The sequence below is a fragment of the Megasphaera sueciensis genome, from assembly GCF_050219315.1.
In the GTDB taxonomy this organism is placed as follows: domain Bacteria; phylum Bacillota; class Negativicutes; order Veillonellales; family Megasphaeraceae; genus Megasphaera_A; species Megasphaera_A sueciensis.
Window position 1 is genome coordinate 2,123,801 of the sequence record NZ_CP116939.1, and the last position, 26,467, is coordinate 2,150,267.

Annotated in this window: 22 protein-coding genes; 17 read left to right on the forward strand and 5 right to left on the reverse strand. The window is 38.4% G+C overall.

All coding sequences use genetic code 11. The features are described from left to right. Positions 1-47: 47 nt before the first annotated feature. From NXG62_RS10155 to NXG62_RS10180, 6 genes are all read left to right on the forward strand, one after another. The gene (locus NXG62_RS10155; RefSeq protein WP_427112292.1) at positions 48-536 is read left to right on the forward strand and encodes a Fur family transcriptional regulator; all 489 of its coding nucleotides are present in this window, start codon (positions 48-50) and stop codon (positions 534-536) included. After that, complete coding sequence (locus NXG62_RS10160; RefSeq protein WP_427112293.1) at positions 533-1,441, forward strand: cation diffusion facilitator family transporter; 909 nt, start codon at positions 533-535, stop codon at positions 1,439-1,441. Before NXG62_RS10155 ends, NXG62_RS10160 begins: the two co-directional genes overlap by 4 nt. Before the next feature lie 593 nt (positions 1,442-2,034). Continuing rightward, positions 2,035-3,387, forward strand: a complete 1,353-nt coding sequence (locus NXG62_RS10165; RefSeq protein ID WP_427112295.1) for a metallophosphoesterase — start codon at positions 2,035-2,037, stop codon at positions 3,385-3,387. A gap of 25 nt (positions 3,388-3,412) precedes the next feature. Continuing rightward, on the forward strand, positions 3,413-4,276 hold the full coding sequence (locus tag NXG62_RS10170; protein ID WP_427112296.1) for a hypothetical protein: 864 nt from the start codon (positions 3,413-3,415) through the stop codon (positions 4,274-4,276). Between the two features lie 180 nt (positions 4,277-4,456). Then, positions 4,457-5,197 (forward strand): LytR/AlgR family response regulator transcription factor, encoded by a 741-nt coding sequence (locus NXG62_RS10175; protein WP_427112297.1) that lies wholly within the window; start codon positions 4,457-4,459, stop codon positions 5,195-5,197. A 21-nt stretch (positions 5,198-5,218) separates the two neighbouring features. After that, entirely contained in the window at positions 5,219-6,493 is a 1,275-nt protein-coding gene (locus NXG62_RS10180; protein ID WP_427112298.1) for a sensor histidine kinase, read from the forward strand. Positions 6,494-6,566: 73 nt separating this feature from the next. Here the strand turns inward: NXG62_RS10180 and lpdA are convergent, their stop codons facing one another. The 4 genes from lpdA to NXG62_RS10200 all read right to left on the reverse strand — a co-directional run bounded on the left by lpdA (position 6,567) and on the right by NXG62_RS10200 (position 11,392). Then, the gene (lpdA, locus tag NXG62_RS10185) at positions 6,567-7,982 is read right to left on the reverse strand and encodes a dihydrolipoyl dehydrogenase (protein ID WP_427112299.1); all 1,416 of its coding nucleotides are present in this window, start codon (positions 7,980-7,982) and stop codon (positions 6,567-6,569) included. Between the two features lie 72 nt (positions 7,983-8,054). Next, complete coding sequence (locus tag NXG62_RS10190; protein WP_427112300.1) at positions 8,055-9,389, reverse strand: dihydrolipoamide acetyltransferase family protein; 1,335 nt, start codon at positions 9,387-9,389, stop codon at positions 8,055-8,057. Between the two features lie 51 nt (positions 9,390-9,440). Further along, positions 9,441-10,409, reverse strand: coding sequence for an alpha-ketoacid dehydrogenase subunit beta (locus NXG62_RS10195; protein ID WP_427112301.1), 969 nt, complete (start codon positions 10,407-10,409; stop codon positions 9,441-9,443). Beyond that, entirely contained in the window at positions 10,406-11,392 is a 987-nt protein-coding gene (locus NXG62_RS10200; RefSeq protein ID WP_427112302.1) for a thiamine pyrophosphate-dependent dehydrogenase E1 component subunit alpha, read from the reverse strand. The genes NXG62_RS10195 and NXG62_RS10200 overlap by 4 nt, the downstream gene beginning before the upstream one ends. A gap of 543 nt (positions 11,393-11,935) precedes the next feature. On the opposite strand from NXG62_RS10200, the gene NXG62_RS10205 reads away from it, so the two are divergent. Further along, the gene (locus NXG62_RS10205; RefSeq protein WP_427112303.1) at positions 11,936-13,879 is read left to right on the forward strand and encodes a sigma-54-dependent Fis family transcriptional regulator; all 1,944 of its coding nucleotides are present in this window, start codon (positions 11,936-11,938) and stop codon (positions 13,877-13,879) included. A gap of 113 nt (positions 13,880-13,992) precedes the next feature. Here the strand turns inward: NXG62_RS10205 and NXG62_RS10210 are convergent, their stop codons facing one another. Continuing rightward, on the reverse strand, positions 13,993-15,186 hold the full coding sequence (locus tag NXG62_RS10210; protein ID WP_427112304.1) for an anaerobic nitric oxide reductase flavorubredoxin: 1,194 nt from the start codon (positions 15,184-15,186) through the stop codon (positions 13,993-13,995). 330 nt (positions 15,187-15,516) lie between these two features. Between NXG62_RS10210 and NXG62_RS10215 the strand changes: the two genes are divergently transcribed. From NXG62_RS10215 to istB, 10 genes are all read left to right on the forward strand, one after another. Continuing rightward, entirely contained in the window at positions 15,517-16,389 is an 873-nt protein-coding gene (locus NXG62_RS10215) for a LysR family transcriptional regulator (protein WP_427112305.1), read from the forward strand. A gap of 558 nt (positions 16,390-16,947) precedes the next feature. After that, entirely contained in the window at positions 16,948-18,363 is a 1,416-nt protein-coding gene (locus NXG62_RS10220) for a hypothetical protein (protein ID WP_322351544.1), read from the forward strand. A gap of 19 nt (positions 18,364-18,382) precedes the next feature. Next, positions 18,383-19,942, forward strand: coding sequence for an acyl CoA:acetate/3-ketoacid CoA transferase (locus NXG62_RS10225; RefSeq protein ID WP_427112306.1), 1,560 nt, complete (start codon positions 18,383-18,385; stop codon positions 19,940-19,942). Positions 19,943-19,964: 22 nt separating this feature from the next. Beyond that, entirely contained in the window at positions 19,965-20,381 is a 417-nt protein-coding gene (locus NXG62_RS10230) for a MaoC/PaaZ C-terminal domain-containing protein (RefSeq protein ID WP_322351545.1), read from the forward strand. A gap of 415 nt (positions 20,382-20,796) precedes the next feature. Further along, a complete protein-coding gene (locus tag NXG62_RS10235; RefSeq protein WP_427112308.1) occupies positions 20,797-22,041 on the forward strand; it encodes an MFS transporter in 1,245 nt (414 codons plus the stop codon). A gap of 507 nt (positions 22,042-22,548) precedes the next feature. After that, complete coding sequence (locus NXG62_RS10240; protein WP_427112309.1) at positions 22,549-22,800, forward strand: helix-turn-helix domain-containing protein; 252 nt, start codon at positions 22,549-22,551, stop codon at positions 22,798-22,800. Positions 22,801-23,132: 332 nt separating this feature from the next. Next, positions 23,133-23,459 (forward strand): hypothetical protein, encoded by a 327-nt coding sequence (locus NXG62_RS10245; RefSeq protein WP_427112310.1) that lies wholly within the window; start codon positions 23,133-23,135, stop codon positions 23,457-23,459. A gap of 189 nt (positions 23,460-23,648) precedes the next feature. After that, positions 23,649-24,020: a flavodoxin family protein gene (locus NXG62_RS10250; RefSeq protein WP_427112311.1), complete on the forward strand. Its 372-nt coding sequence runs from the start codon at positions 23,649-23,651 to the stop codon at positions 24,018-24,020. A gap of 145 nt (positions 24,021-24,165) precedes the next feature. Further along, positions 24,166-25,617: an IS21 family transposase gene (gene istA, locus NXG62_RS10255; RefSeq protein WP_427112312.1), complete on the forward strand. Its 1,452-nt coding sequence runs from the start codon at positions 24,166-24,168 to the stop codon at positions 25,615-25,617. Between the two features lies 1 nt (position 25,618). Continuing rightward, complete coding sequence (gene istB, locus NXG62_RS10260) at positions 25,619-26,383, forward strand: IS21-like element helper ATPase IstB (protein ID WP_427112313.1); 765 nt, start codon at positions 25,619-25,621, stop codon at positions 26,381-26,383. Positions 26,384-26,467 lie beyond the last annotated feature (84 nt).

Consider the following 26,467-nt stretch of genomic DNA (forward strand, 5'->3'; position numbering starts at 1 on the left):
GAAGGAAGGTATGGCCCACATAATCATATAATGAAGGAATAGGGAAGATGACACTATTTGAAGACGCGGTACAAAAACTTAAAAAGAATCATTATAGTGTAACAAAAGAGAGACAAGCTGTAATTCGAGCCATGACAGCACATCTTTATGAATGTCTAACGATACATGAAATTTATGTGTATTCTGCGGATTTGCTGCCAAGTATATCTGTTCCGACAGTATATCGGGGAGTCTCTCTGTTTTGTGCACTTCATATTTTGCGTAGACTGCAATTTAATATGCAGCATAGTTACTACGAATTGATCGGTTCAGAAGAAAATGAAAATCATCCGTATTGTATTTGTCGCCGCTGCGGAAGAATTTTGGGTATTTTTGATCCTCGTGTATTAGAAATATTTTCTGTCTGCAAACAGAAAATTGATGATTCTTATAATTTCCGAATTGAATCCACTAACTTGATTTATTATGGATTGTGTAAAACGTGTGAACAGCAAGAAAAACATAAAATTAATAGTAAAGGAGGAGAGTCTATGTGACTTTTATTATATCAAATAGTATCAGATTCGTGAAAAGCATATACAAGCATAAAGAATATATGCTCGGAATCTCAGGACTTTTGATCAATGGCTTGATATGCATGGTGGAGCTTATCTCCGGCCTGGTCACCAATAATATGGCATTATTGGCAGATTCGTTTCACAATGCAATGGATTCCGTTTTTGCCATTATTACTTTATTATCATTCTACATGATACATAAACCAAGTACTATAGAATACCCGTTTGGATTCGGGCGTATTGAATACTTAGGAGCATTTTTTCTGGGGATTATTATGATAGGAATGGGACTGCATTTCATGTTGGAATCAATCGAAAAAAGTGTGTATCCAACAGATCATTATTTTAATCCATTCGTTTTTCTTTATATCGGCGTTTCTGTATTATTGAAACTGCTATATGGTTTTTTAACATATATGTATGCAAAACAACGTAAGTTTGCCATATTCCATGCTAGTTGTTTTGATTCATTGACGGATGCGGTGGCATTGAGTTTGATTGCCATTTCTTGTCTGATTCCGCAGATAGCAGGTCTGCAGACGGAAGGAGCGGCAGGGATTATTGTTTCACTCGGAATCGTGTGGTCAGGGTATATTGTGTTAAAACCAGCCGCACTGACATTGATAGGGCAAAAACCTGATTCGGTGGTTGTTAACACGATACGGACAATCATACAAAAAGATGATAGAATACAAGGCTGTCATAGTCTACTGGTACATGATTACGGGGTAGGAAATACGCTGGCGTCTGTTCATATAGAAGTCCCGGCATCTTTTTCTTTGATACAGGCACATCAAATGTCCAAACGTATTGAGCAGGATGCTCAGCAGCGAAATATATATCTAACGATCCATGTGGATCCCATAGAAATTCAATCATTATAGCTGGGAAAACCGTTAGTAAAGATGGTTTTTTAGCCTTTTATCTATTGTTTGGTCAGCTCATTTTAATTTTTCCACTTAGTCGCTTGTTGTCATTGTAGAGGATGTTTTAATTATGGAAACCCAATGGGGGTAAAAACGGAGGCAGAGCATATAGTGAAGTTGCAGTATAAATATTGTTGCATATTGATGCACTTTCATAGTTATCCATAAAACTTAAAATATTATAGTTTTATGGATATTTTTTTGTTTATTTTGTTTTTGTAAATATATAAACTATGACAGCAGTTTATTGCATTTTACATAATCATAAAAGAACGTAAAAAATGCAATAAAATAATTACATTTTGTGCAATATAAACTACATTTCGTGCAACGCACAAAAAAATGATTTATATTTGCATGTAAAATAAATAAAATACCATAATATAATTAACGGAAATACGTATAGAAAGGTGATAAAATAAAGTTTTTATATGGCAGGGGGGAAGAAGCATAGTGAAATAATGTAAAAAAACATAGAAAGAACATAGAGGAGAAATAAGAAGGCGATATTAATATTGAGGCAGTTACAAGTGAATAGGAGAATTGACATTATGAAAAAATCGAAGAAATTATCTAGACGAGCCTTTCTTAAAGGGGCGGCTATAGGTGGATTGACATTAGCGGCAGCGGCAATAGATGGATCTTTTTCATTTTCTAATCGCGTGATTGCAGCGGGATTAGAAAACGGACAAAATATACAGCCTTTATGGAAGGCAGGAAGTCGTAAGAATAAGATTATTGTTGTTAGTGATTTACATTTTGGTATTGATGATAGCTTTGCTGAAAATGTTCACAACAGAGCTCTTTTTATTGAGTTTTTAGGACGGCTGCAGCAGACTGCAGATATAAGAGAGCTCGTTATTGCCGGGGATTTTCTTGATGAATGGTTTTTACCGTTGACGTATGGGCCGATAACAGATTTTCAAACATTTTTTCTCCAAGTAGCAAAAAATAATCAAGGTGTCATTGATGAACTGAATAATGTTATGAAAAAAGGTATTAAGCTGGTTTATGTAATAGGCAATCATGACATGAATATGGAAATAGGAATTTTGAAATATTTGCTTCCTGGAATTATTCAAACACGGGATGCAAAGGGATTGGGACGATATGTTACAGGTGACCGCAAAGAAATTGTTATTGAACACTGTCACCGCTATGATCCGTATTCCGCACCGGACAGGGTATCTAATAAAGAATTATGCAGAAGTGATGATACTATGTATCCGCCTGGATATTTTTATGCCCGGGTGGGAACTAGCTGGGTTATAGAAAATAAGCCCCAAATTAAAAAGAACTATCCTGTGATGACTAAAATGCCGAATTCGTCTAACGTCGATCAAATGGGTGCCTACGCTTATGCAAAAACATTGGAAACATTATTTAACAGAATTACAGAAAAAAGTAATTTTGAGGATAAGATATTTAAGCTGAAAACGTGTGGTTTTAATGGCAGTTATTCATTAAAAGACATGTATCCTGTTGAACAGCCGGATGGGACGATTTCTGCGCCTGTATTGTTCCGGAATTTTCAGCGCTATTGGGATGAACGGCAGAAAATGAATGATGTATGGGTTAAAACTCCCTTTTTAGAAGCCGGAACCGAGGCGGGAACTGAAACAAAAAAATATTTTTACAAATGTGCTAAAAAGCAATATCTAGAACGGAATGAAGGTTCTTTTGATGTCGTTGTTTTTGGACATACGCATATTCCGGATTTTCAACAGGACGGGAAAAAATTCTATGTTAATTCAGGCACCTGGGTTGACCATAATTCCGATTATCCACCGGCAACGAGAACCTTTGCGGTAATAGAAACTGGAATTACGAATAATGTTGCTTTATATGAATATACAGAAGCGGGTACGCTGGATGATTTGTCTGTAAAAGTTAAAAATAATTAAATTCAATAATTAAGCGGGGAAGATAATGATGGTACGGCATATAGGCAGGATATACAGTTTAGTGTTGCTGATTGCAATGTTGTCAGGGGCAGCCCTGGCTGCTGAAACAAGTACAATACAGAGTGATACGAAGGAAATCGGGACTGGTATCACAAAAAAAGAAAATATAAGGGGGGAAAAGAAAAACAAAAATGAAATTATCTGCGAAGCCCGATATGTTATGCCAAAATTAAATTTAACGGTAAATACGGGAAAAACGACTGGCGGACAGAGAGAAACAATTAATTTCAGAGACACATTAGGGATAGAAAACTCTAACGTCCCTGAATTTAAACTTACATGGGGGAAATTCGATTTTGATTATATCCATGTTCGCCAAACAGGAGATACTCATTTGGCTGATTCTTTTGTTTATCAGGGGGTTGAGTTTACCGATGCGAATCTTCATAGTGTTTTAGAATTAGATTATATTGCCGTAAATTGGAAACAGAAAATTTGGGAAAAAAATCGTGTTGAACTTTACGGTGGAGCCGGTCTGCGCATGTATTATATGTATACATCCGTAGCAGCCACGGCAAATCCAGGAATAAATATAAAAAGTTCAGATGTACTTTTCCGGGTTGCACCTACTTTAAATTTGAGTGTACATGCATACCTTGATGCACAGAAGAGGCTTATGTTTTTCAGTGATTTTGCGGGAATAACGATGGGACACTATGGGTATTTATATGATTACGAAGCAGGCATAAGTTATAACGCATACCGAAATTTCAGTATAGCAGGTGGATATCGGGTTATTAATATGAATGCTGATTTGAGTGTAAATGATGATGATAGACCTATGTATCGGCTGCGTGGTCCGTATTTCAGTATAGCATATCATTTTTAAAGCATGCATATAGTACTTAGAGACAGATATTTGGATCAAATAATACGTATCAAATTATGCATTAAATGAAAATGTTGAGGGTATGAAATATATATATATACTAGTTGTCTGATTTTGTTATACGATGTAAACTTAAACTATATTCAAATTATACGCCACTTTATATGAAGGAGAATATAGATGAATAGTATTCAGATTGCCGTTTGTGATAATGAACCAAAAGATAGGGATATGGTGAAACTCTATTTGCAGCAGTATTTACAAGAAAAAGGACGGCAGATGGTAGAGATTCTTACATATAATAATGGCTTTGATTTACTGGAAAACTTGAATAAACGTTATTTTGATATTGTTTTATTAGATATTTTGATGCCGGGAATTTCGGGAATAGAAGTAGCTGGTATCATTGGGAAATTGTATCCGCAGACAAAAATTGTTTTTTTGACAAGCAGCCGAGACTATGCTATTGAGGCATTTTCTGTTCAAGCGGTGCATTATTTGATAAAACCCTTTCAAAAAAAAACTTTTAATGAAGCCGTGGACAGAGCATTTTGGGAGATAAAACGGAAGGATACAAAACAAATTTCTGTTAAATTAAGTGGTGGTGTTGTTACGAAGATAGATATTGAAGAGATAGACTATATCGAAAACTACGCACATGAGCAAAATTTGTATCTAAAACGAGGTAAAAAAATAGTAGCAAGACAATCATTGTCTTTTTTTCTGGAAGCTTTGGAATTGCTGGCACCAGACCAATTTATTCAGCCCTGTAAAGGGTATTTGGTTAATATGAAAGCGATTCGGATGGTACAGCAAGATGGAATAGAGCTTATTTCTGGTATAAAAATCCCTATTGCCAGAAATAATTTCCGGATTATACGGGATGCTTATTTTGATTTTGGTTTTGCCAGTCATACATAGAATATTACGGAGAAACCAAACATGAATACCTTTATCCTTTTGAATTTTGCACGAGGACTTTCTACTGCTTTTTTATTATATGTGTTGCTTTTTATATTGGCCCAGCCCAAATATGGCCGTAAGGTTAATACATTCATTGTAATCCTGCTAGTTACTATTGGGGGCGTTATCGATTTTTGGTTTTATCAAACCGCTGATTTTACGAATTTAACAAAAACACTAATTGTTTTTTATCTACTTCAATTTGCTGTGTTAAAACCTTTTTTTAAAGATAGCTGGCTGCAATGGATTTTTTGCTACGTTACCGTGATTAACCTGCATAGTTGTATTTTAATTATTAGTTTTTTGTGGTCGCATTTTTTACCTTACCCTTATATTACTACTATTTTTGGACGTATTTTTTTGTTGGGGATTACTATTTGGCTAGTCCAATATTATCTTAAACCGCAATGTCTCAAACTGGTAAATTATTGGGCACGATTTTCTTTTGTGGTAGTAATTATCTGTTGTAATTATATTTATTATTTTTTGCACACAAAAGATATGGTTCAAGATATGGCTGTTGATTGTATTCCACTTTTATTATTGGTTATTTTGACAATCATTGTGTATTGTTCTATCTTTTGGGCAATGAAGGATATTATTGGTCTTTATTTTTTGCAGGAAGAAAAGTTTCTTATAGAACAGCAAGCCAAAGCTTTTGAATTACAACTGGCAAACTATAATCGTTTTGTGGAACAAGCACGGCAAACCCAGCATGATTTGCATCATCATAATGCGGTACTGGGACAATATTTGGCAGGAAAATATATTGAAGAAGCGAAACAGTATTTGCAGGACTGTGAAAAGATAATTATTTACAGCAATATTAAACGGTATTGCCGTAATCAGGCAGCTAATGCTGTGCTTTTTTTATATGCTTCTCGGATACAGGAATTAGGTGTTTCTTATAAAGTTGATACGGATATACCGGACAATATCCCATTAACATCACCCGAAACAGGGGCATTACTTGCTAATGTTTTGGAAAATGCAATGGAGAGTTGTCAGCGTTCTCTTATACAAAATTGTTTTATTAAAGTTATAGCTGAAGTGAAAGATGAAAAATTATTTATCCAGATTTCCAATACATCTACCGTACCTGTTATTTTTGAGAACGATATGCCTCAATCTTTGAAAAATGAGGGAGGTATGGGAACTAGAAGTATACGATATATTGTTGAAAAGTATAGTGGCAGTATACGGTTTAAAGTTGAAAACGGCATATTTTTGACGCAAATAATCATACCTTTATAATAAGATATTATGGTAACATTATAAAAGTAAAAAAGAACGTCTTACAGATGTAAGGCGCTCTTTCTGCCGCGGTTTATTTCTTTTTAGGCGGCCAGTGAATCGAATTTCCAAAAACGGCCTCTGCGGCTTCCCCTAATGCTTCCCCCACGGTCGGATGAGCCCATACGGTACTCGTAAATTCATCCACCGTCGCTTCCAGCCGGATAGCAATCGCAGCCGCTGCAATCAAATCCGTCGCCCGCGGCCCGTAAATATGAACGCCGAGTATCTGTCCGTATTTGGCATCGGCCAGAATCTTGATCATGCCTTTGCCGCCGGCTTCTATTAACGCCTTGCCGTTGCCAGACAAGGAGAATGTACCGCAGCGGTAGGCAATCCCTTGCTCCTGCAGTTCTTCTTCCTTCCTCCCGACGCTGGCAACTTCCGGTTCCAGATAGATGCAGGAAGGAACCGTTTCTGCATGGTAGCTGTCCCGCCCGGTCATAATGTGATTGACGGCAGCGATCCCCTGGGCCGAAGCGGCATGTGCCAGCATCAGCTTGCCGTTGCAGTCTCCAATGGCATATATGCCGGGGACATTCGTCTGGAAATGGTCGTCGGTCACAACCTTTCCGCAATTGAGGACGATTCCGGCTTCTTCCAGTCCGATACCTTGGGTCATGGCTCGGCGTCCTACACACATCAATACCTTTTCCCCTTCTACCGTCTGGGCCTGTCCCTGGTAATTCATATGGACCGTATAAGAGGCGCCGGCTTGTTCGATGGATTCTACCCGGGCGTCGGTCAGGATGGCGATTCCCCTGGCTTCGAGATCGGCCCGGACCATGCGGGTAATTTCTGCATCAATAGGAGGCAGGATCCTCGGCAGTGCTTCCACAATGGTACATTTCGTTCCCAGCGAAGCAAAGAGAGAGGCAAATTCAATTCCGATCACCCCACCGCCGATAATGACGAAGCTCTTGGGTATTTCGGTTAATGCCAACGTCCCCGTGCTATCGATCACTCCCGGAAGATCGGCTCCGGGAATCGGGATGCGTACCGGTTCAGAACCGACAGCCAAAATAATACAGTCAGCCGTAAGCGTTTTACTGCCGACCTGTATTGTATGGGCATCTTTGACAATTCCCCGGCCGCGGTACACGGCAACGCCGTTGGCTTTCAAAAGGCCTTCCACACCACCAACCAATGTTTTTACAATAGAACCTTTATATTGCTGCGCTTTAGCCCAATCGACATCCATACCGGAAACAGTGATGCCTAATTTAGCCGATTGTTCTTTGATGGCACTGAACGTAGAACTTACATGGATCAGCGCCTTCGTGGGGATACAGCCGACATTGAGGCAGGTACCGCCGACTTTATCGGCTTCGATAAGGGAAACCTTAGCTCCCATTTGGGCAGCCTTGATAGCCGTGACATATCCGCCGGGGCCTGCTCCGACAATAAGGATGCTCTTTTTTATTTGCGGCATCGTAAGATTAGTTGCCATGAAAAATTACCTCCTAATGGTTAAATAGAAAAGTGTCCCTCCCGGGAGAAGGACACCTCCCCAGTATTTCTATTAGAGTAACAATAACGGATTTTCCAAATATTCGCGGAGCCGCGATGTGATTAATCCGGCTAACGCTCCGTCTACTACCCGGTGATCATATCCCAGAATGATATTCATCATCGGAGCGATCACAATCTTGCCATCTAGTACTACGGCTTTATCTACCGTGCGGCATACCCCGAGAATCGTGGCTTCCGGCGGATTGACGATCGGTGTAAAATGATCGCAGCCGTACATGCCCAGATTGCTGATGGTACAGGTGCCGCCTGTCAGATCATCCGGCGACAGCGTATTATCACGAGCCGCCCGTGCCAGTTCGCCAACAGTCCGATGAATATCCATCAGCCCTTTATGATTGGCATTCTTGATGACAGGCACGATGAGGCCTTTATCCACCGCAACGGCAACTCCCATATGAATCCCTTCGTTATGGACCAGATACCCGTCTACCAGACTGTCGTTGGCTGCCGTATATTCTTCTAGAACTTTGCACATAGCTTTGATGATCAGGTCGGTAAAGGAGAATTTCTTGTCCATGGCAATGAAGGTGCTGCGCAGTTCCGTGGCCTTGGTCATATTGACTTCTACCGTATGATGGACATGCGGCGTATTTCTCCAGCAGTCTCCCAGGCGCTGGGCGATGACCTTGCGCATCCCTTTGAGCAGGACCCCGTTTTTCGGGGCCCCTTTACCTTCCGCTGTCCCCGCCGCCGGAGTAGCTGCCGCTGCCGGAACCGGTGCCGGAACAATTCCGGCGGCCGTAAGGATATCGTTCTTCATGATCCGTCCGTCGGCAGTTACCGTTTGGGTATCTACTCCCAGATCAGCCGCTACTTTAGCCGCAGTGGGAGAGATACGTACTTTTTCTTCTGCTTCAAACGCTTCCACATCCCGGCCTACGACCCGCCCGTTCGGACCGGTTCCGGAAACGAGGGCCAGATCGATGCCGGCTTCTTTCGCTAATGTACGAGCATACGGAGTCGCCAATACCCAGCCGCCGACAATCGTATGTTGCACCGGGCCGGCAACTGCTGCTGGAACCGGTGCCGCCGCTGCTTCTGGAGGAGCTGCCTCTGCTGCTGCCGAACCCCCCGGTACGGTTTCATCGGCTTGGCCGATATACCCCATTACGGCTTTTACCGGTCCGGCTTCGCCTTCCTGCATGACAATGGAAAGAAGAATGCCGTCTTCATGGGCTTCCACTATATTACTGATTTTATCTGTTTCAACTTCTACGACTTCATCACCCCTTTTTACCGGGTCGCCTACTTTTTTAAGCCATTGCGAGACCGTTCCTTCTGTCATCGTCAGGCCCAATTGTGGCATCGTAAGTGCTGTCGCCATTAATCATTACCTCCTGTTATAAGTTGTTAGGGGAAAGAATCTATTATGAGATTAAAGTAATGTTTTTGCTGCTCTAAAAATATCTGCAGCATTAGGTAAAAATGCTTTTTCCAAATTAGGTGCAAATGGTATAGGCGTATTCAACGCGCATACTCGGATTACCGGACTATCCAACATATCAAATAATTCTTCATGAATATAGGCAGAAAGTTCACCTGCATAACTTCCTCTTTTGGTTTCTTCTGTCGTAATGATAACATGATGTGTTTTACTAATAGAATTGGCAATAAGTTCTTTGTCTAATGGATACAGTGAACGCGGATCAATTACTTCGGCACTAATTCCGGCATTTTCCAGTTTTTCAGAAGCCGTAATAGCTTCATAAACCATTTTTCCTGTAGCAATAATGGTAATATCATTGCCATGACGTTTTATATCACCTTTCCCCAAAGGAATCGGAGATAAATTATAAACATCTCCTTTTACAGCATAGAGTGCTTTGTGTTCTATCATTATGACAGGATTATCATCGTCAATAGCCGAAAGCATAAGTCCAACGGCATCTTGAGGGGTGGATGGGTATACTACTTTTAAACCAGGAACATGTACAAGCCAGGCTTCCAATGATTGGGAATGTTGTGCAGCTGCGCTGACCCCAGCTCCACCAGGAAGACGCACAACCATTGGCAGTGAAATTTTACCACCGAACATATAACGCATCTTGGCCGATTGATTTACAAGTTGATCCATGGCAACCGTAACAAAGTCTCCCATCATAATTTCAGCAATAGGTCGCAGTCCTGTGGCGGCAGAGCCAATTGCCGTTCCGATAATAGCCCCTTCCGAGATGGGAGTATCACGAACTCGTTTTTCTCCAAATTCTTCAAACATACCGGAACTTACTCCGAAGCAGCCACCAAAAGCGCCTACATCTTCTCCCAAGAGATAAACATTGGGATTTTCCCTCATGCGAATACTCATGCCTTCTTTTAGTGCTTGTCCATAGGTCATTGTTTTCATCTTACGTGCACCTCCTCAATAATATCCGAATATACGTCATTTACGATCGTATGTATATCTGAAAGCGGACTTTCATCGGCAAAGCGGACGGCTTCTTCTATTTCTTGGCATATGGCAGCATCCCATGTGTGTAATTGTTCTTCACTGAAGAGATGATTGTTTTCCAGATATGTTTTAAACTGTGTAATGGGATCTTTCTTCAGCCAGGTCTCTTGTTCTCCCTTTGGCTTATAGATAGCGGGATCTCCTTCAAAATGTCCACGCCACCGATAGGTTTTACATTCGACTAAAGTGGGTCCTTTGCCCTTGCGGGCCCGGTCGATGGCGGCAGTGATTGCTTCATATACATCAATTACATTATTACCGTCTATATGTATGCTGGGAATGCCATATGCTTTCCCGCGATCTGATATATTTTGAATATGTTGATGTCTGGATTGACTCATGGAAATAGCATAATTGTTATTTTCACAGACATAGACAATCGGAAGATTCCATATGGAAGCCATGTTTAAAGATTCATGGAAGGTACCTTGATTTGTTGAACCATCTCCAAAAAAGCAGATGCAAACCTGTGTTGTTCCTTTGTAATTAATAGAAAAACCAGCTCCTAATGCAATATCTTGTCCAGCACCTACAATACCATTAGCACCTAAAATACCTTTGTCCCGATCCGCAATATGCATGGATCCGCCTTTTCCCTTGCAGTATCCTGTTGCTTTACCGAATAATTCGGCCATCATGTACTTCATATCTCCACCTTTTGCAATAATATGGCCGTGTCCTCTGTGTGTACTTGTGATGTAATCGCCATCGTTCAAATATTCGCAGGCACCTGCGGATACGGCTTCTTCTCCCAAATATAAATGAACAAATCCCGGTATTTTACCCTCAGCAAAAAGCTCTTGCGTTTTTAGTTCAAATTCACGGATGCGTTTCATCGTAATATACATATGCTGCATTGTTTCTTTGGATATATTCATAATGATCCTCCTTTGTTGTTTCATGATTTAAAATAATACGTAAAACGGAAATGAAATGCGGGCTGGCTATAATTGATAAAGTAAACTCACCTCCCCATAAGATGTATCTCAGATAGAGTCTTGCTAATTTAAATGGAATAATCATGCCAAATAAAAAATGATCAAAAATAAAAATTATATTAAATATATACATGTATTTGTTCAGTAAGCAAGCTATATATTGTTTTTTTAAGTATTAAAAAATCTCAAAAAATCTCATAGTAAAGTGAGACTTTTTGAGATTTTTTGAGATAAATATAACATATACAAAAATGTCTTTAATTTATTTATACGATATAGGGCTGCTATACGTAGATTGTATTATAATAGGATAAGTAATACAACATATGCATATTTAATATAATAAATATGCATATGTGATATAATCAAGACAGATAAAGGTAAAATAAAAATTTTATTTTACCGAATAAACGGTTCAGAAGATTATGTATATTATAAGACAAAGACCCCTTGGTTATATATTATTTGGAGGGAGTGTGTTATATGAATCTTGATGGATTAAAAAAAATGTGGGAACAATTTATTATTAAGGGAGATTTAGATGAGCGTGTACAACCTACCATAGCTAAATCTTGGAAACGGTGCAGACAATACGGTGTAGACCCGTGGAGCGGAAGAGGGAAGCACATTGAAGGGAATGATTTTAAGCGCATTCTTATACAACATCAATCCTTATTGGACATTGCCATTCCTATCATGCAAAGTGTATATGAAATTGTTAAAAAATCTCATTTTTTATTAGTATTAACGGATGAACAAGGAACCATTTTGAAAACGATAGGTGATAATTCTATACAAAAAAGGTCACAAGAGTTGGTCTTTTCAGAAGGGACTTCTTGGAATACCCTGGAAGTAGGCAGTAATGCTATTGGAATAGCCTTGGATAATAATATGCCTATTCAAATTAGAGGGGCAGAGCATTATTGCGTTCCCCATCACAATTGGACATGTTCTGCCGCACCTATTCATGGACTGGATGGTCGCAGCATCGGCGTTTTGGATATTTCCGGAAATGCGGAAGAAGCACATCCCCATACCTTAGCGTTAGCTGTGGCAGGAGCATTCAGCATTGAAAATATGATGTCCAGTGTGCATAATTCACTTCTTATGCGTACTGCATTAAACAGCAGTCATGAAAGCATTATTTTGCTTAATGATAACTTTTTTCCTATTTGGTTAAATCTAACAGCAAAACAAACGTTATCACTATTCTTGCCGAAAATCGCTGCTGTTGATTTTAGAAAGCTTTTGCCAGATTTAGATTGGAAAACCGTGGCAGACTGGAATCATAAAGAGCCTCTTTTTATGACTGATGTACGTTTCCTTACAAAACAAAGTGCCGTTCATTGCAGTGTTTCTATTTCATCGACCATGAGTTCCAGTGGACGTACGTACACGATTGCGTTGCAAAAACAAGAAAAACTCATTCAATCTGTTAATAAAATGTCCGGAAATCGGGCTAAATATACTTTTGACGATATTTATACACAAGATCCCGTGATGCAGCAGGTGATAACCCTTGCACAAAAATATGCACAATGTGATGGAAATATTTTAATTGAAGGCGAAAGTGGTACAGGAAAAGAATTATTCGCCCAATCTATTCATAATAACAGTCAACGCAGCAGGGGTCCTTTCGTGGCAATCAATTGTGCTTCTTTGCCAAGAGATTTAATTGAAAGTGAATTATTCGGTTATGAAAAAGGCGCATTTACAGGTGCATTAAAAGAAGGAAATCCAGGAAAATTTGAATTAGCCAATCATGGTACGTTATTTTTAGATGAAATCGGGGAAATGCCGTTAGAATTTCAGGCAAAATTATTAAGAGCCGTAGAAACGTTATGCATTCGGAGAATTGGGGGTAAAGAAGAAAAAAGGTTAGATGTGAGAATTATTGCTGCAACCAATCGAAATTTGCATCGGGAGGTTGAATTGGGGCATTTTCGCGATGATTTATATTTTCGCCTGAATGTATTACCGTTATGTATTCCACCTTTACGAGAAAGACCGTCGGATATTTCTTTTTGTGCAAAACAATTTTTTGAACGACTGAATCGGCGATATCCTTATAAAAGAAAAAATGTAGCTGCTAGTTTTTTTGAAATATTAAAAAAGTATTCGTGGCCGGGAAATATACGTGAATTGCAAAATAGTATAGAGCGAGTATTTTATATATGCAGTTCCAACTGTATATCTCAAAAGGATTTTTCCTATATAATAGATGAAACACAGCGTAGTATAGAGGCGCAGAAATCCAGCTTATCCCAAGAACGAGAAAAAATTATATATGTCTTACAAACGGGCAGAGGTTCTATTGAAGCGGCAGCTAATTCATTGGGGGTCAGCAGAGCTACATTTTATCGCATGTGCAAACAATATAAAATTATGCCTAAAATGATACGGAAACAAAATAAATGTATGCTGTGATGCAATTATTCTATTAGTTAAAGCTGACGCAGCGTACAATCAAAAACACATCGGCATATATTGCAGATGTGTTTTTGTTGTGCAAATACAGGATGTTATTTTATTGCATGTTTTTAAATTTTTAAAGCTTCAACAAATTGTTTGCCAAATTCTTGACAAGATTGTAATTCTGTTCTATCTGGAACCCAAAGAGTTTTATGGCCTTCATGAACGATTCCAAAGCCGCATTTTTCAAGCTCTTCTTTTATCTTTCCGACAGCTTCTCCGCTCCAGCCATAGCTTCCAAAAGCTGCAGCTTTTTTCTGCTTGAATTTAAGCCCTTTGATCATTTCTAATATACCGCCAATTGCATAGGTAAAACCATAATTTATAGTAGGGGATCCGACTAAAATCCCTTTAGAGCGAAAGACTTCTGTAATAATATCGTTTTTATCTTCTTTGCTGCAATTCATTAATTTTATTTTTATTGACGAATCTTGAAGTTCTATTCCCTGCGCTATGGCTTCAGCCATTTTGCGAGTGGAATTCCACATGGTATCGTAAATAATAGTAATTTGATTTTCCTGATATGCATCAGCCCATTTTAAATATTGTTCGACAATTTGCATTGGATTATTTTTCCAGATAATGCCATGACTGGGACAAATCATAGATACAGGTACATGTAATGCCAAAATTTCTTTAATTTTCCGAGTCACCATGGGAGCGTACAAATTTAAAATATTAGCGTAATATTTTGCAGCTTCTGCATATAATTCGCCTTGATCGACAGAATCATTAAACAAGGATTCTGTTGCATAATGTTGTCCAAAACCATCATTTGAAAAGAGAATATTATCCGAGGACATATAAGTGAACATAGTGTCCGGCCAGTGTAGCATGGGGGCCTCTATGAAGGTAAGCTTACTATCTCCTAAACTTAATGTATCTCCTGTTTTTACTGGGATAAAATTCCAGTTCTGATGATAATGTCCGCGGATAATATCTGCTCCTTTTGCGGTACAATAAATAGGTACATCAGGAATAATGCGCATCAATTCGGGTAAGGCCCCACTATGATCAATTTCGTTATGATTCATGATTATGCAGTCGATTTTATGTAAATCTATTTCTTCACGTAATCGAGTGACAAACTCTTTGTCAAACGCTTGCCATACGGTATCAATCAGAACATTTTTTTGATCTTGAATGAGATATGAGTTGTAAGATGAACCATGATGAATTGAATACTCCTTTCCGTGAAAATGTTGCAGTTCCCAGTCAATTTTACCTACCCAGGTAACTTTATCTGTGATTTTTTTTCCCATATAAATGCCTCCTCTTTATAATACAGTATACGTTAAATATTATTTTCATGTCTTTATATAAACATAATTACGCACATAAGTATGTTACAAATACAACGACGTTAACAAATGTTGCTCATTTTAGGAAATGACTGCTAAAGAATGCTGTATTTGCGTTGTCTCCGCGTACTTTTATGTGGTATAATTAATCAAAAGGATAGTAGTCATGTTCCGTAAGTATGGTAACAATTTGTCGGAAAGGCTGCAGAAAGTGGATTTTCCGCAGCCTCTTTTCTATGTAGATGAGGACACTTTATTGTGTATAAATAACAGTAAAGGATGGTGTTTATTATGAACTTGGACCATTTTGTATATTTTGTCGAATTAGTGCAACAAAATAGCTTTACTAAGGCTGCAGAAAAGCTGTTCATCAGTCAATCCACAATCAGCAAGGCAATTCGCACATTGGAAAAAGAATATGATGTAGCTTTAATTGATAGGACTGCTACTAAATTTCGACTTACTTCGGAAGGGGAAATTTTTTATAATAGTTCTTTGAAAATTATATCTAATTATAAAGCAGAAACAGAATTGCTGCATTCTATGCTAAAAAGTAAAAGAGGTGTGTTGTATTTAGGAATCCCCCCCGTAACTATTACGGCGATATATCCTATTTTGTGTCAATATCGATTTTTGTATCCTGACATAACGCTTCGCATATTGGAAGTAGGGGCTAATCGCTTATATTCGTTAGTCAAACAAGGTGCTATTGATATGGGGATTGTTATTCAACCTTTTATGGATATGGATTTTATACAGGTTCCGGTTATGCGTTCTGATGCAGTGCTTATTTTACCTCCTAATCATAGATTTATCAAACATGATACCATCCGGATTTCACGGTTACAATACGAAAAATTTCTTATATTGACGAATGAATACATGCTTCACGATGTTATTATTAATTCTTGTAAAAAGGCAGGTTTTGTTCCGCGTATAGTAGGAGAATCGGCACAATGGGACCTTTTGGTCGAGGGGGTTGTCAATGGGCAGGGGGTTACCATATTACCGAGGCCTATCATTGAAAAATTCTGCAGCAATCGTGTCAAGATAGTCGGACTTCTAGGCCCGGAAATACCATGGATACCAACGGTTATTTACCATAAAAATAAGTTTGTGACATCACCAATGCAGCTTTTCTTGGATATGTTGCAAAATAAATAAATACCGGCGGGATAGGAAAGGTAATGAAAAAGGGCTGTCGCAGCAGTGAAAAATCACTGTATGCGACAGTTCCTTTTTATTATAAAAAATAGGTAGAAAAGAAAAAGTGATTTTTTTAACAATATATTACTAAAAAATGTAAAAAAGTTCATTTCATAAGCATGGTGCCTTATTTGTGAAATAAATTCATCATCGTAATGAATACAAAGTATGCCATAGCAGTTTAAAATAAAAAACAAATATAACTACTGATAAAATCTATACTCATGAAATAAGTTCATCGTTATAATGAAGCACACACATTTTACTTTGTGCTATGGAGATGATACTATCACCATATAGTAGAACATTACCACAAAGCATTCATGAAATCTGTTTTTGTGATTCTATTAAGATTATACCATGGATAATCTTAATAGAATTCCGCTATTAAGATGTATTATTAATTTACTTGGAATAGATATTGTGGTGAATGTGAAAGTGAAAAAATGAACTATTATTAGGGACTATTGTAAAAAATCACTGATATTTGTGTATATCGAAAGGAAGTGGACTCTTATGGAAATTAGCGTTTTGGTTATTGTACTTAGTTTAGCTGGATTAATCTTTTTTGCATATCGAGGATTTTCTGTAATTATGATGGCGCCTATCATGGCGTTATTGGCAGCAACTCTTTCCGGTCTGGCAATCATGCCGTCTTACACGGAATTGTTTATGGGTAAGGCTGTTACATATATTAAGGCATTCTTCCCTATTTTTATGCTGGGAGCTATTTTTGGAAAGGTAATGGAAGATACCGGATTAGCCAAAAGTATTGCCAAGGCTATTATTAATGGATTGGGAAAAGATCCCAACAAAGCTATTATTTCTGTTGTCATTGCAGCTAGTGTACTCACCTATGGCGGTGTTAGTTTATTTGTTGTGGTTTTTGCAGTATATCCTTTTGCTGCCGCTTTATTTAAAGAAGCCGATTATCCTAAACGTCTTGTTCCCGCTATTATAGCATTAGGAGCATTTACGGCAACTATGGATTGTTTGCCGGGCACTCCGCAAATTCAGAATATTATTCCTACGGCATATTTTGGTACCAATTTATATGCGGCACCTGTTGCGGGATTACTTGGAGCTGCAATTATTTATGTTTGTGGTTTCTTCTATCTTTCTCATTGTTTAAAGTCAGCAATTGCCAAGGGAGAAGGATACGGACAACATAAGTTAAATGAACCAGAAGTCAATGAAGGATTGCAGTTGGTTCCGTGGTTTATGGCGTGTATTCCTCTTTTAACTGTACTTATTGTTAATTTTCTGGTTACTCAGTTTGTCGTTTGGAATCCAGGCATCTTGGATGCCTTTAAAGAAATGAAAGGTGTTCCTCTTGTTGTGGGAGATGTAAAAAATGTGGCTAGTATATGGGCATTGATTATAGCTCTTGTGTTCGGGATTTTCTTCGCATTGATTATAGGGCGCAAAGAAGTTAGAAATGTACATGCACTTACAAAAGTGTTAAATGCCGGAGCAATCGGTTCCTTGCTGGCCATTATGAATACGGCGTCAGAAGTTGGTTATGGCAATGTTATTTCACAGCTCCCCGGATTTCAACATATTGCACATGCTTTGATGAGTATTCAAGTGGGAGGAACGCCATTAGTATCAGAAGCAATTAGTGTTACTACGTTAGCGGGTATTACGGGATCTGCCTCTGGAGGTATGGCTATTGCACTGGAGTTAATGTCTAAGCAATGGATGGTTTGGGCACAGCAAATTGGTATGGGGCCGGAAATCCTCCATCGAGTAGCCTCAATGGCTTCGGGGGGGTTGGATACATTGCCTCATAACGGAGCGGTTATTACCTTGCTTGCTGTTTGTGGGTTGACACATCGAGATTCATATAAAAATATATTTGCGATTACATTGTTAAAAACCTTTGCTGTTTTTGTTATCATTATGGTTTATTCAGTAACAGGTATTCATTAAGGAATAGGAGGACATTATTATGGTAAAATTTGTAACTGCATCAGAAGCAGTTAAACATATCCCGGATAAAGCTACTATAGCGACTTCGGGATTTGTGGGCGGACTTGTCCCAGAGTCAATTTTGAAAGCGATAAAAAAATCTTTTTTAGAAACAGGGAGTCCTAGAGATCTTACCTCTATATTTGCAGCGGGACAGGGTGATGGCAAGGAAAGAGGGCTGAATCATTTGGGGGAAGAAGGCTTGCTGAAACGTGTTATTGGAGGTCATTTTAATCTAAGTCCTCGTATTGGGGCGTTGGTGATGGACAATAAAATTGAAGCGTATAATTTCCCGCAAGGAACGTTATCTCAATTATTTAGATCCATCGCGGGGCGTCGGCCGGGAATTATTACAAAAATTGGACTAGGTACTTTTGTGGATCCCCGTTTGGAAGGCGGAAAGCTAAATAAAAAAACAACAGAAAATTTAGTGGAAGTCATTCAGTTAAACGGAGAAGAGTGGTTATGGTATAAAACTGTAAAAATTGATGTGGCTATTATCAGAGGAACGACAGTAGATCAAGATGGGAATATTACAACTGAACAAGAGATAGGCAGCGGTGAAATATTATCTATTGCAGAAGCGGCCAGGGCTTGTGGAGGAATTGTTATTGCTCAAGTTAAACAAGTTGCTTCTCGTGGAACGTTGGATCCTAAAATGGTTAAGGTTCCCGGAGTGTTAGTTGATTATGTTGTCAAAGCAGAACAAGAAGATCATCTTATGACATGGGACTATGCTTTTACTCCGTTACTAAATGGAGATTTACGAGTTCCCGTGGATTCACTGGCGCCCATGAAACTAGATAATCGTAAAATTATTGCTCGTCGTTGTGCAATGGAATTAATTCCTAATGCAGTGGTTAATCTCGGAATCGGCATGCCGGAAGGTGTCTCTTCTGTAGCAACAGAGGAAGGAGTCGGCAATCAACTTATATTGACTACGGAAGCGGGTACTATTGGAGGTGTTCCGGCTAGTGGTAATAGTTTTGGGGCATCGGCGAACGCTTCTGCTATATTAGATCAACCATATCAATTTGATTTTTATGATGGCGGTGGGCTGGATTTAGCTATTTTAGGTTTGGCAGAAACTGATGTAGAGGGAAATATCAATGTAAGTAAATTTAATGGCCGTATAGCAGGGTGTGGCGGTTTTATCAATATTACGCAAAGCTCTAAAAAAGTTATTTTTTGCGGTACCTTTACGGCGGGAGGATTGAAAGAAGAAATAAGAGATGGAAAATTAATTATTGTTTCTGAGGGGAAAAATAAAAAATTCAGTCAACATGTGGAACAAATTACGTTTAGCGGTGCATATGCAACGACTGTTGGACAGTCGGTACTGTATGTAACAGAACGTGCCGTGTTCCGGTTAACTGCAGCGGGAATGGAATTGATTGAAGTTGCCCCAGGTATTGATATCCAAAAAGATATACTCGACCAAATGAATTTTCAGCCCATTATTAATGATGTAAAAGAAATGGATCCGCGTATTTTTTTGGATGGACCTATGGGATTAGATTTTTATGATGTAGCAGTGTAGATTATGAAAGCGAGGAATCATTATGGCACAAGATATTAAGTATGAAGATATTCATGTTGGAGATACGGCAGCATTGTCTAAGACGATTAGCGAATACGATGTATATTCCTTTGCCGGAGTGACAGGAGATTTTAATCCGGTTCATGTGAATTCTGAATTTGCAAAGAAATCTATGTTTAAACAACGGATTGCGCATGGCATGATTTCAGCGGGGTTGATTTCGGCTGTTTTGGGAACAGAACTTCCTGGGATTAATACGATTTATATGAATCAGGAATTGAGTTTTTTAGCACCTGTTTTATATGGAGATACATTAACAGCTACTATTGAATGTGTTGAAAAAGATGATGCAAAACATCGTATTATTTTTAAAACTACGGTAACGAACCAAAATGATAAGGTTGTTACAGATGGAAAAGCGAGAGTAATGAAAAAATAAATTTCATATGTTAATTTTTTAGATAAATAAAGAGGTTACAGTAATGATACATTTAATTTACTGTAATCTCTTTATTTATCTGTATTATGATACATTAAATAATTTGTTTGATTTGGCAATATGCCGCGATGGTTGCGATGAGACAATTAGTATAGCTGTCAGGTATGGTATTAGTGTTATCTACATATCATATGAAAATATTGATTGACGGCATATTTCATATAAAAAAACTATGTCCCCACATTGAAAATTTGAAAGTATTTTTGCCATGTTTTTATATTATTAAAAAATTAATTTGACTTGCGATAGGTATACAATTTATACTACTATCAGCATAAAAAAGCATAAAATATTTTTATTGATTTATTTTTATTCAACTAGATAGGGTATTCCTATTGTGGAGGAGAAGAGTATCTTGATTTTTTCTATAATGGCTTTTGCAAAGAATGTTTTTTCTTCGCTGCAATATAAAAACTTTCGGTATTTTTGGCTGGGACAATGTGTTTCTTTATGTGGAACATGGATGCAGCGGACGGCACAGGTCTGGTTAGTATATACACTTACTAATTCGCCTTTTTTAGTGGGTTTGATTGGGGTGAGCCAGTTTACTCCCATGCTTGTGTTTGCATTATTTTCCGGGGCCATTGTGGAACGAATTGCAAAGAAGAAAGTATTGCTCATTACTCAGTTTTTATTTATGATGCAGGCAGTTTGTCTTACGGTGCTCATGTATACAGGGCATATTCATTATATATATGTTTTGATATTGAGTGCTTTTTTCGGTATGGTGCAGACGTTCGATATGCCGGCCAGACAGTCGTTTTTTATTCAACTGGTAGGCAGTGATCATCTGATGAATGCTATATCTTTAAATTCAACGATGACGAACTTAGCAAAGATAATAGGGCCTGCACTATCAGGTATTATTATGGTGCGGTACGGTGTTGGTTTTTGTTTTTTGTTGAATAGTATTAGTTTTTTTGCTGTTTTGCTTAGTTTGATATGTATTAAAATCAACGCGGAGTCGAATCATGGACTGAAAGCTTTTCATCTTTTACAGGAAATAAAAGAAGGTATTAGATATATTAAGGGAAATAAAAATTTAAAATTCAATGTTATTTTTATGGCGATTATTTGTACATTTGCCATGAATTTAGATGTAGTTGTCCCGGTGTATGCCAATGAGGTGTTGCATGGCGGCAGTCGTATGTATACTTCGTTAATGAGCGCTATGGGAATAGGGGCAATGGTTGGTGCCATCTTTATGTCTGCAAGAGCGGCGAAGGGTATAAAGAAAAATTTATTCATCATTAGCATTATTATTACGTTGTCTGTACAAGTTGGAATGATGGCAGTTCATACTTATGAAGTAGCATTCGTTTTGATTGCGGGTATTGGTTTTTCTAATTTAGTATTTATGAATATGGGGAACTCTATCTTTCAACTTAATTCAGATGATATGCATCGAGGACGGGTAATGAGCGTATACTCCTTTTTAAATCAGGGGTCAACTCCCCTTGGAAATTTGTATGCCGGCACGCTTATGCAGCATATAGGAGGACGTTGGGGATTTCCGGGATGTGGAATTATGGCAGTTTTCCTAGTGGGAATTACTTGTTTTTTTAATAAAAAAGAATTAAGTTTGTGGTTACGTAATTAAAAGTAGCATACTGATTAGTTGCAATCATATAGTAAAATATACTTTGTTTTCTATTTTAAGACTACGATAAATTTTGTATAATAAAACATAAAAAATGCTTGTATGTATAGGTGATGCATCACTATATCGTACAAATAGTTTTTTTCGAGTATGATTCTTTTGGTATGTTTGCATAAATATAAAGATCAGTTAGAGAAATCATTGGGATTTTTCTAACTGATCTTTATATTTATGCATTGTTGTTATTTTTATAAATGAATACACTTTATTTATATATAAGTTATGTTGCTTTTATGAAACATTATATGTATAAAAGTATACAGAGATGCCTTCGTAATAATCTAATAGGGTTGTTTTTATCATTTAGGTGGATACAAGCACTATCTAGGTAATAAAAGTAATACTGAATTGTGCGATAATATTTATATAAGGAAAAACCTGATGCTCGAGTGATAATTTTTAATTATTATAATAAGTATTTTTGTAAATAAGGGGGACACTGTGCGTGTGTGTAAAGAAATTGTATTTAAACAAATCGGCGCAAAGATTGTGTATTACCGTAAGTTGAATGGATTAACACAGGAAAAACTTGCAGGGTTTGCCCATATAAGTACCAGCGCTTTGGGACGAATTGAAAGAGGTAAATATAATCATAATATTTCTGTAGCTGTATTGATTGATATTGCCAATGGTCTCAAAATTGATTTTTCTGTTTTGTTTGAATTTAGCGAAATGGAAAAAAAAATGTGGTATATGTAAGAAGATGGATTGCAGTGTAGTAAAAGAATAATAAGAAGTATATCTTATAGAAAAACAATAATAATTTTTTTTATTTGGTGTATGGAAAAAAATATTAATCAAACAGTATCTTATACATATTTGAGCATATGTACTATTGATGTGAAACAATTCTATTTGGAAGGCATCCATCATATTTTTAATTAGGTGTATCCGTATCATTATAAAAAATGATAGTATTTTTAACTAAAAAGGAATGTATTATAAAAATATATGATTTATAGTTGTAAAATAAGCGGGTATACTGGCTGTAACTATATTTTTCAGATTTTCTGCAGGAGGGTTGGCATTTTATGTATTATATTCCTGATTTCGACACCTGCTATAAAAAATATTTTCCTAATGATGCAGATACTTTTACCATGGAAATTTCGGTTGGTGAATTTGAGTATTCTATTGAAAGGTTTACAAAAATATTAATTGACGAAAGAGTAAAAAATGGTCTTATTGATTTTATTGAACTTAATGTATCACGGCCTTTTTATGCAGCTATTATTATGCATGCTGCATATGGCCATTATAAATGCGATTTAGAAAAGATGTTAAAAAAGTTTAATGGAACAAACGAATTCAATAACGAAATGCGAAAAATTGCATTATTGGTGAAAACCTGCACATAATATCAATGAGAATCAAAAATCTGGTCGGAAAGATTAAATGATTAAGAAAATAATCCGCTGTATTTTTGATAAAAGAAAAAAATATTTATTGACAAATTAAAAAAAATTATATAATTTGTTGTATAGAGAAAGAGTATTTTCTGTTTTAGCATATATATTATTAATATAGTTGGTAAATGGTAGAATTATATGAAATTTTTAATATTGATGGGGAGTCCCCATAAAAATGGTAATACCATGCAATGCTTGCAGCCCTTTTGTGAAACATTGAAAAATACAGGACATGAGGTTGATTTGATATGGCTATATGATAAAAAAATTGCCGGATGTCGTGCCTGCCGATTTTGCCAGGAAGATTGGTCAAAATTTACCTGTGTCATTCAGGATGATACAATTTTTTTGGCTGATCAGATTATGAACAGTGATTATATTGTCTTAGCAACTCCTATTTATTCCTGGTATTGTACACCTCCTATGAAAGCTTTATTGGATCGAATGGTATATGGGATGAATATGTACTATGGTGAAGGAAAAGGGCCTTCTTTATGGGCAGGTTTGTAATATAAACTAAAAATACCGGGTTTTATCATCAGGGAGTCCGGATTTTATCATTAGAAATTCCCGGGAATTATCATGAAAAAAGTTGTCCAAATGGAAAGAATGCAGTAGCCTTTATCGTAAGAAACGGTAAAGGAGAAAAGGAGCCATGTTGACAATGTCCAAAATCAATGAAATTCGTGAATCCTTTGAACAGGGAAAGAAGGTTTCTCAGATCGCCCGGGAACTCGAAGTAGATGAAAAAACGGTACGCAAATACCTGAAACAGGAGGATTTTTCTCCCGCCATGCCGATAGCGGAGGAACGCATATCGCGGCTGGATCCCTATAAACTTCTGATTCAACAATGGATGGACGGCGACATAAGCGTTTGGTACAAGCAGCGCCATACCGCTCAACGTATCTATGATCGTCTGAAAGCGGAATGTCCGGAATTTGATCTGTCCTATCCGACGGTACAGCGATTTGTTAAAGAGTATAAACGGAAACTTCAGCAGACAAAAACCTTCCAGGAGTTGGTATGGTACCCCGGGGAAGCGCAGGTGGATTTCGGCGAAGCTGATTTCTATGAACAGGGCGTGCTTTGTCGCAAAAAATATCTAACGGTTTCGTTTCCCTACAGTAATCGTGGATTCTACCAGGTGTTTGGAGGAGAAACCAGCGAGTGCGTTTGTCAGGGACTCAAAGATATTTTCGAGTACATTGGCGGCGTGGTCCGTGTTTTAGTTTTTGACAATGCCACGGGAGTAGGGCGCCGCATTGGCGAACAAATCCGTGAAGCCCAGCTATTCCAACAGATGCGTGCTCATTACGGTTTTTTGGTGCGATTCTGCAATCCAAACACCGGACATGAAAAAGGAAATGTGGAAAACAAGGTGGGAACCGTTCGCCGTAATGTATTTGTTCCCATTCCCTCCTTTGATCAGATTGAGGTGTATAACCGTCAGCTTCTTGAAACGGGAGCGACAGAAGGGATTCATTACAAAAAAGGCCGTCCTGTAGCAGAATTGTTTCAAGATGATCAACGCTCCCTAAAACCGCTGCCGAGCTATCCATTCAACGTCTGCCGGTTTATGTATGTGACTGCCGACAGCTATGGTAAGGTACGTCTGGATGCTCGCCATTTCTATTCCACTTGTCCGGAATTTGGCGAAACAGAGGTGCTTGTCGGCGTCAAAGCACATACCATTGAAATCTATGACGAACGCGGATCCTTGATTGTCACCCATCGCCGCCGGTTTGGAGAAGATCGAACCGACAGTCTGGATTACCGGACAACGCTGGTTACACTGACCAAAAACGTGGGTGCCTGGAAGAATAGCGGCGTACGCGAGATGATTCCAGAATCCCTGCGTAAAAAAATGGATGAACTAAGTCGGGAAGATCTTCGTCAGACGGTGCGAACCATTTCCAAGTTGACGAAAAGCTATTCGTTTGAAACGGCAATCGCGGCTCTTGAAGAAGGATTTCGAACGAGTCGAAACGGTTTTTGTGATGCGGCGGTTTTAGCAGCTAGAATGCAAAACTTTGGTCTTGATACACCGCCAGAAGCAGGGCCGGATCTTTCTTCCTACGACCAGCTCCTGAAAGTAGGTGGCTGATATGGTTCCCCTTAAAGAAAGAGAAGCCACCCGCCGGCGCATCTCGGAATGCTGTAAAAAACTGATTCTTTCACAGCGAATGGTAGAAATCTGTGAGGAAAGCAGTACGCCAAAGCAAGAAGAGTTTCTGGCCTATTTGCTGGAACAAGAAGTTTTGAAACGGGAACAAAATAAACGGGCCCGTCAGTTAAACCGAGCTTGTTTTCCCGTGTTGAAAAGTTTTGACGCGTATGAATTCGGCTCCATCCGATTTCCGCCTGCGCTGAGCCGCGACGAGCTGGTAAGCTGCCATTTCATTGGGGAAAAGAAGAATCTGATTCTCTACGGCCCTGTAGGCGTCGGGAAAACGCATCTTGCCATTGCACTGGGCGTTAAAGCTTGCGACAAGGGAATGAATGTGCGTTTTCATACGGTTACCGAGCTGGTGCTCAAACTGGGAGAGGCACATCGTGCCGGAACCTTGGAGAAGCTGGTTCGCGACCTTCAACGACTTGATCTTCTCATTCTCGATGAGTGGGGCTATGTGCCGGTGGATCGAGAAGGATCCCAGCTATTGTTTCGTGTGGTGGCTGACAGTTACGAAAGCAAAAGCCTAATATTGACGACCAATTTGGAGTTTTCTAAGTGGGGTGGTATTTTTACGGATGAACAGATGGCAGCAGCCATGATTGACCGACTCATCCACCATGGTCATTTACTGCTTTTTGAAGGAGAAAGCTACCGAATGACCCATGCATTGATGCGTCAAACAGCTAAAACAGGTTGATGATAATTCCCGGGAATTCTTGATGATAAAAACCGGGAAGCTATATGATTTTTTTCGGGAATTTTTCTTGACAAAACACAGGCA

Coding starts and splice junctions, on each gene's coding strand:
- NXG62_RS10155 (WP_427112292.1), top strand. CDS start 48: ATGACACTATTTGAAGACGCGGTACAAAAACTTAAAAAGAATCATTAT.
- NXG62_RS10165 (WP_427112295.1), top strand. CDS start 2,035: ATGAAAAAATCGAAGAAATTATCTAGACGAGCCTTTCTTAAAGGGGCG.
- NXG62_RS10170 (WP_427112296.1), top strand. CDS start 3,413: ATGATGGTACGGCATATAGGCAGGATATACAGTTTAGTGTTGCTGATT.
- NXG62_RS10175 (WP_427112297.1), top strand. CDS start 4,457: ATGAATAGTATTCAGATTGCCGTTTGTGATAATGAACCAAAAGATAGG.
- NXG62_RS10180 (WP_427112298.1), top strand. CDS start 5,219: ATGAATACCTTTATCCTTTTGAATTTTGCACGAGGACTTTCTACTGCT.
- lpdA (WP_427112299.1), bottom strand. CDS start 7,982: ATGGCAACTAATCTTACGATGCCGCAAATAAAAAAGAGCATCCTTATT.
- NXG62_RS10190 (WP_427112300.1), bottom strand. CDS start 9,389: ATGGCGACAGCACTTACGATGCCACAATTGGGCCTGACGATGACAGAA.
- NXG62_RS10195 (WP_427112301.1), bottom strand. CDS start 10,409: ATGAAAACAATGACCTATGGACAAGCACTAAAAGAAGGCATGAGTATT.
- NXG62_RS10200 (WP_427112302.1), bottom strand. CDS start 11,392: ATGAATATATCCAAAGAAACAATGCAGCATATGTATATTACGATGAAA.
- NXG62_RS10205 (WP_427112303.1), top strand. CDS start 11,936: ATGAATCTTGATGGATTAAAAAAAATGTGGGAACAATTTATTATTAAG.
- NXG62_RS10210 (WP_427112304.1), bottom strand. CDS start 15,186: ATGGGAAAAAAAATCACAGATAAAGTTACCTGGGTAGGTAAAATTGAC.
- NXG62_RS10215 (WP_427112305.1), top strand. CDS start 15,517: ATGAACTTGGACCATTTTGTATATTTTGTCGAATTAGTGCAACAAAAT.
- NXG62_RS10220 (WP_322351544.1), top strand. CDS start 16,948: ATGGAAATTAGCGTTTTGGTTATTGTACTTAGTTTAGCTGGATTAATC.
- NXG62_RS10225 (WP_427112306.1), top strand. CDS start 18,383: ATGGTAAAATTTGTAACTGCATCAGAAGCAGTTAAACATATCCCGGAT.
- NXG62_RS10230 (WP_322351545.1), top strand. CDS start 19,965: ATGGCACAAGATATTAAGTATGAAGATATTCATGTTGGAGATACGGCA.
- NXG62_RS10245 (WP_427112310.1), top strand. CDS start 23,133: ATGTATTATATTCCTGATTTCGACACCTGCTATAAAAAATATTTTCCT.
- NXG62_RS10250 (WP_427112311.1), top strand. CDS start 23,649: ATGAAATTTTTAATATTGATGGGGAGTCCCCATAAAAATGGTAATACC.
- istA (WP_427112312.1), top strand. CDS start 24,166: ATGTTGACAATGTCCAAAATCAATGAAATTCGTGAATCCTTTGAACAG.
- istB (WP_427112313.1), top strand. CDS start 25,619: ATGGTTCCCCTTAAAGAAAGAGAAGCCACCCGCCGGCGCATCTCGGAA.